This is a genomic window from Moorena sp. SIO4A5, from assembly GCF_010672005.1.
Lineage (GTDB): Bacteria > Cyanobacteriota > Cyanobacteriia > Cyanobacteriales > Coleofasciculaceae > Moorena.
On sequence record NZ_JAAHHZ010000054.1, the window covers coordinates 37,851 to 44,781 of the forward strand.

2 protein-coding genes are annotated in these 6,931 nt (G+C 44.7%); one reads left to right on the forward strand and one right to left on the reverse strand.

Going from position 1 to position 6,931, the window contains the following annotated elements; translation table 11 throughout:
* The first annotated feature begins 434 nt into the window (after nucleotides 1-434).
* Nucleotides 435-5,243, forward strand: coding sequence for a glutamate synthase-related protein (locus F6K57_RS18020; protein WP_293069694.1), 4,809 nt, complete (start codon nucleotides 435-437; stop codon nucleotides 5,241-5,243).
* Nucleotides 5,244-5,957: 714 nt separating this feature from the next.
* Here F6K57_RS18020 and F6K57_RS18025 read toward each other — a convergent pair.
* Complete coding sequence (locus F6K57_RS18025; protein ID WP_293069660.1) at nucleotides 5,958-6,257, reverse strand: hypothetical protein; 300 nt, start codon at nucleotides 6,255-6,257, stop codon at nucleotides 5,958-5,960.
* Nucleotides 6,258-6,931 lie beyond the last annotated feature (674 nt).

Here is a 6,931-nt window from a genome sequence, read left to right on the forward strand (position 1 = left end):
CTATCCACCTATATATGTAAGTTTCTAGGATTTATGCCAGCGTCATGGAACCCTGGTCACTTTGGTCATCAGCTAGGTGGTTAGTTGCATGCCATTTTAGTTGCATCCCATTGTTGAAGCACGCTTACGTGTTGCTACTGGTAAAACCTGTAATGGTTAACTACATCCGTTGCTCTGTGTCGGAGGATGTAGCTTTTTTGTCAGCAGCTGACCAGATTTCATTGGATACTCAGGATAGGAGTTTCTAAGGGAAAAAAGCTTGATAGATTGTTTCACCCAGGGAATCGGGATTAGACCCAACCAACTTCTGGCTCACCATTGATGGTAAATCATTGTTGATTTTTCCAGCCTAGTAGCAGTCTATAGGTCACTGCTACTAGGTTAATAGTCCTCAATCTGTAATGAAAGCATCACTAAACACCGTGAATAATTGGATGAATAATATCGATAACCAGAAAAACCAGGAAGATCTACAACAGTATCACACAAGGATACCCTATCCAGGTCAACGTTGGTTGGTGGAGGAACGAGATGCCTGTGGGGTTGGCTTTATTGCGTCTGGCCAGGGTATAGCTACCCATAAATTGATTGAACAAGCTCTAGTGGCACTGGGTTGTCTAGAACACCGGGGGGGGTGTAGTGCTGACCAAGATTCAGGGGATGGTGCAGGCTTATTGACTGCTATTCCCTGGAAACTGTTGCAAAAATGGTTCACCGAACAAGGAATTGACCAGCCTCCTACGGAACAGTTGGGAGTTGGGATGGTATTCTTGCCTCAGGATAAGAGCTTGGTTAGCCAAGGTAAGTCAATTGTTGAGGAAGTCCTTGCTCAAGAAGGCTTAAAGGTTTTAGGCTGGCGTGTGGTACCAGTATGTTCAGAGATCCTGGGTATCCAAGCGAAAGCTAATCAACCCCATATGGAACAGTTGATCGTAGCTTCTGAAGGGGAGATAGGAGATGAACTGGAGCGTTTGCTGTTTAAAACTCGCTGTCGCATTGCTAAGGCACTAAAATCTCAGAGTACCATCCGAGTGCCTGAAGATTGGTATTTTTGCTCTTTTTCCAGTCGCACGATTGTCTACAAAGGCATGGTGCGCTCAGCGATACTTGGAGAGTTTTATTTAGACTTAAAAAATCCTGATTACCAAAGTGGTTTTGCTGTCTATCATCGACGCTTTAGCACCAATACTATGCCCAAGTGGCCCCTCGCTCAACCGATGCGCTTGTTGGGACATAATGGTGAGATTAACACTCTGTTGGGCAATGTCAACTGGATGATAGCCCGGGAGGCTGACTTGGCTCATCCGGTTTGGGAAAAAGGGTTGAAGGCAAATAACCTTGAACCTGCAACCGACACTAACCTCAAACCAAATAACTCCTTAGATGAGATCAAGCCTATTATCAATCCAGAAAACAGTGACTCAGCCATCCTAGATAATGTATTTGAATTACTGGTGCAATCTGGACGCAGTCCTCTGACCGGATTAATGATCATGGTGCCGGAGGCTTACCAAAATCAGCCGGATTTGGATAACTATCCGGAAATTGTTGATTTTTATGAATACTACAGTGGAATTCAGGAAGCTTGGGATGGTCCAGCGCTATTAGTATTCAGTGATGGGAAAACAGTGGGAGCCAGCCTAGACCGAAATGGATTACGACCGGCTCGTTATAGCATTACCCGGGATGGCTATGTGGTGGTGGCATCAGAAGTGGGGGTAGTGGAGTTGCCAGAATCCGAGATTGTGGAAAAGGGCAGACTCGGACCAGGGCAAATGATTGCTGTTGACCTGCAAAGCAACGAAATTCTAAAAAACTGGGACATCAAGCAACGGGTGGCAGCTCAGCAACCCTATGGTCAGTGGCTCAAGCAGTACCGTGTAAAATTGGAACCCCAACCCTTTACTGAGGCTCCTGAACAAGAGGCGGCTGAGTTACTGCGTCAGCAGACCGCTTTTGGCTACACTGCTGAGGATGTGGAGATGATCATCCAGCCGATGAGCACCCAGGGGAAAGAACCTACTTTCTGTATGGGAGATGATATTCCCTTGGCGGTACTCTCCAATAAGCCTCGGCTTCTCTATGACTATTTCAAACAACGGTTTGCCCAGGTCACTAACCCACCGATTGACCCTCTACGGGAAAGTTTGGTGATGTCGTTGAGTATAGAGCTGGGTGAGCGAGGGAATATATTAGAAGCTAAGCCGGAGTACGCCCAGTTGTTAAAGCTGGAAACCCCAGTCCTCAATGAGGCGGAGTTGGCAGCGGTGAAAGGGTCAGGGTTTGAAACAGCTGAACTGTCTACTCTATTTGAAATTGCTACTGGTCCAGGGGGGCTAGACGTAGCTGTGAATCGTCTGTGTGACCAAGCGGCTGAGTCGGTAAGGGCTGGTAAAACGATTCTGATTTTGAGTGATAAAACTGCTGGAGGGCTTTCTGAAAACTACTCCTATATTCCACCGATGTTGGCTGTAGGTGCGGTTCACTACCACCTGATCTCTCAAGGATTAAGGATGAAGGCATCTATTATTGTGGAAACGGCTCAATGCTGGAGTACTCATCACTATGCTTGCTTAATTGGTTATGGTGCATCAGCAGTTTGTCCTTATTTGGCTTGGGAATCGGTACGGAATTGGTGGGCTAATCCTAAGACTCAGAAATTGATGGGCCAGGGGAAACTGGAAAGCCTGACTATAGACCAAGCTCAGAAAAATTATCGCAAGGCGGTACAAGCAGGTTTATTGAAAATCCTATCTAAGATGGGAATTTCCCTATTATCGTCTTACCATGGTGCTCAGATTTTTGAAGCAATTGGCATTGGTGGGGATTTATTGGCACTAGCCTTTAAGGGAACTACATCCCGGCTGGGAGGTTTGAGTATTGCTGATTTAGCTCAGGAAGTGATGGAGTTTCACAAGCGGGCTTTCCCCCTGACTGCTAAGAAACTGGAAAACTTTGGCTTTATCAATTACCGTCCTCGGGGCGAGTATCACATGAACAGCCCTGAAATGGCTAAAGCCCTACACAAGGCGGTTTCCTCTTTCGTCCGTGACCAATCCTCTAAGAATGGTAACGGTAAAAATCACAAAGAGTTGGAAGTTAGCAAGTTGCAGGTTAAACCTTCAAGCCTTGACGCTAACAAAGAAGCTTACGACCACTACGATGTGTATCGGAAACTGTTGGAAGAGCGTCCAGCAACTGCACTACGAGATTTGTTGGACTTCAACAGCGACCAACCTACTATTCCGATTGAGGAAGTAGAACCTGTTGAGGAAATTGTCAAGCGCTTCTGTACCGGAGCAATGTCCCTAGGCTCTCTATCCCGAGAAGCTCACGAAACTCTAGCTATTGCTATGAACCGGATTGGCGGTAAATCCAACAGTGGTGAAGGGGGAGAAGACCCAGTGCGCTTCAGCATTCTGAATGATGTGGATCAGACTGGTCATTCTCAGACTCTACCTCACTTAAAGGGATTACGTAATGGGGATGTTGCTTCCTCTGCGGTTAAACAAGTAGCATCTGGTCGCTTTGGAGTAACACCAGAGTACCTGATGAGTGGGAAGCAGTTAGAAATTAAGATTGCTCAAGGTGCTAAGCCAGGGGAAGGGGGTCAGTTACCAGGTAAGAAGGTTAGTCCCTACATTGCTAAGCTGCGGCGTTCCAAGCCAGGAGTAACCCTAATTTCCCCACCACCCCATCATGATATCTATTCCATTGAAGACCTAGCGCAGCTGATTTTTGATTTGCATCAGATTAACCCTCAAGCTAAGGTATCTGTGAAGTTGGTGGCAGAAATTGGGATTGGAACTGTTGCGGCTGGGGTAGCTAAAGCTAATGCGGATGTAATCCAAATTTCTGGTCATGATGGGGGTACTGGAGCATCTCCCCTGAGTTCAATTAAGCACGCTGGAGCGCCTTGGGAACTGGGAGTAACTGAAGTACATCGGATCTTGATGGAAAACCAACTACGCGATCGCGTTTTGCTGCGGGTAGATGGTGGCTTAAAAACTGGTTGGGACGTACTGATGGCTGCCTTGATGGGAGGACAAGAGTACGGTTTCGGTTCGGTATCGATGATTGCTGAAGGTTGCATTATGGCACGGATTTGCCATACCAATCAATGTCCTGTAGGGGTTGCTACTCAGCAAGAACGCCTGCGCCAGCGCTTTACCGGGGTTCCAGGCCACGTGGTCAACTTCTTCTACTTTGTGGCTCAGGAAGTGCGATCGCTTCTTGCCAAACTAGGTTACCGTTCTTTAAAGGATATCATTGGTCGGGCTGATCTACTCAAAGTTCGGGAGGGCCTTGAGTTGACTAAGACATCTATGTTGAATCTAGATTGTCTGACTCAGCTGCCTGATACTCGCACAGACCGCAGTTGGCTCAACCATAACGATGTCCACAGCAACGGAGCAGTCCTAGATGATCAACTGCTGGCTGACGCTGACCTGACGAATGCTATTCAAAATCATGGGTCTGTGACTAAAGATGTGGACATCGTGAACACTGACCGTACTGTAGGGGCTCGAATTGCCGGGGTAATTGCCAAGCAGTATGGTAACAGTGGTTTCGATGGACATATTACTATCAACTTCAAGGGGGCTGCCGGTCAAAGCTTTGGTGCCTTTAACCTGCCCAGTATGACCCTGATTTTAACTGGTGAAGCGAATGACTATGTAGGCAAAGGGATGCATGGTGGTGAAATTATTATCAAACCACCGGCTGATGCCACCTATGACCCAGCTAACAATGTGATTGTAGGTAACACCTGCCTCTACGGTGCCACTGGTGGAACATTATTTGCCCATGGCGGTGCTGGTGAGCGGTTTGGTGTGCGCAACTCCAAAGGCTATGCTGTGATTGAGGCAGCTGGTGATCACTGCTGTGAATACATGACCGGTGGTGTAATTGTAGTCTTAGGGAAAGTTGGACGCAATGTAGGTGCTGGTATGACTGGTGGTTTAGCCTACTTCCTAGATGAAGAGGAGAGTTTTCCGGCCAAAGTGAACCAGGATGTCAATATTCAACGGGTGATTTCAGCGGCTGGAGAGCAGCAGTTGAAAGGCTTAATTCAAGACCATGCCACTCGGACTGGTAGCCCGAAAGCCAACATGATTCTGGACAACTGGTCTGAATATCTGCCCAAATTCTGGCAAGTGGTACCCCCTTCTGAGGCGGATACTCCTCAAGCCAATCCTGATGTGGTAGAAGAACGGGAGTTAGTTTCTTCGACAGTAGGCTAAAGCAGTTAAAGGTTAAAGGTTCCAGGTTGGATTGGGTTACCAGTTGCAGGTTAGAAGGTTGAAGGTTGGTTTGATCACCTTTAACCTTCAACCTTTAACCTGGGAAAGAGAATATTAAGCAAGGTAACAAACATCTTTGAGTGGCGGGACTCGTCGATGGAGTGATTACGACCTAACCTAGTAAAATCCTGGTTTTGGATGCACTGGGATAATTGCCAAGCCTCTTGAGAACCCTTGCCTTATTCCGGTGCATTGATAATTAGAGAGTTAGCAAACCACTCTCGATGACGAGCGCACTGGCGATACAAATCACCTCCCCATGCCATGCCATGGGGAGGTTAGTGAATCTGACATGCTTCGGTCAGAAGATTAGTATAATTCTCAAAAGTCTGATTTTTATAACCTTCAATATATGCGATCGCTAATTCGCTGATAGAGCTCATGACTGTATTTTTGTTAACTCTTGACCCTTAACTGCTGACTATTAACAGTCAATTAAAAGCTGTTTAATTATTTAAAATTAATTAATTTTATTAACTAATAATAGCAACTTTATGAGTATCTATGGCTGGTAATTGCTAAGTATTACCATTAAGCATTACTATCAAATAGTTTACCTATTTTCAGACAGGTTAATACCAAATCCGCGCTGATTTTATTATGACGATATTAAACTTGGATTTGGGATAAATGAATGATGAAGTTGTTAGATATCTAAATTTCTGGGAATAACATCTCTTCATCACCAGGAAAGGCCATAATGCGTATTTTAAAGCAATCGCAATCAAGTTTGATACCATAGGGGGTTGGATGATAGTTAAACCCTTCTGGGGGGTTTGGGAAAATTTGCAATATAAATCCATGACCAACGTTGTCTGGAAGTGATTTTATACCTAATCTTCTACTCCCTTTAATGGATTTGATATCTTCCTCACTTAAATCAAAGCTAATTGGCTCGAAGTTATTGAGATCTTCGATAGTCATTGAATTTATTTCTTGATTGTCATTGTTCATAATTTATAGTCTTTCCAATGTTGGATTAGCCGATTTATTATCTGGTAAACTAGATAGACAGGATAAATTAATACCCAATTGCAGGAAGAATGAACCTTGACTTTTGACCTTGGGTGTCACAACTATGAAACCCTACAACCACAAGGAAAGCTGTAGAGCATAAGAACACAGGACTTACGTATTCAATCTACGTCTAGGGTTTGTTATTAAAGCCAACTACTAGATAAATACACCATAACTACATAAGCGCGTTTGGTGCCGAGTTTTGGGTAAGTCATGAACTTTGGGTAAGTCATGATCAGTTAACCGTTAACTTATCAACAGTTAACAGTATTGTTTTGGTTGAAGATTTCAATCTCGGTTTGCTAGGTTAATTTGGGTAGATAACTTATCGAATAGGATAACTAAATTTCAGAAAGCTATGTCGCCATTTTGGCGGTAAAATTAAGAATAAAAGATACCAAGGTCAACAATCAAAGCCTCCAAGGTTAGGTTAATCTCAAGTTGAGCATAACTGATTACCTATTTATGGGTTTAAAGTTGACCATTGACTGTCAAAAGCTAACGGTTAACCGTTGATAAGTAATTACATGTCACTTCTGTTCTTTTTGTGCTATCTCCAACTCTTTTCGTGCCATATCCAACAATTCCGGTACAGTCACAAACTGGTAACC

Coding starts and splice junctions, on each gene's coding strand:
- F6K57_RS18020 (WP_293069694.1), top strand. CDS start 435: ATGAATAATATCGATAACCAGAAAAACCAGGAAGATCTACAACAGTAT.
- F6K57_RS18025 (WP_293069660.1), bottom strand. CDS start 6,257: ATGAACAATGACAATCAAGAAATAAATTCAATGACTATCGAAGATCTC.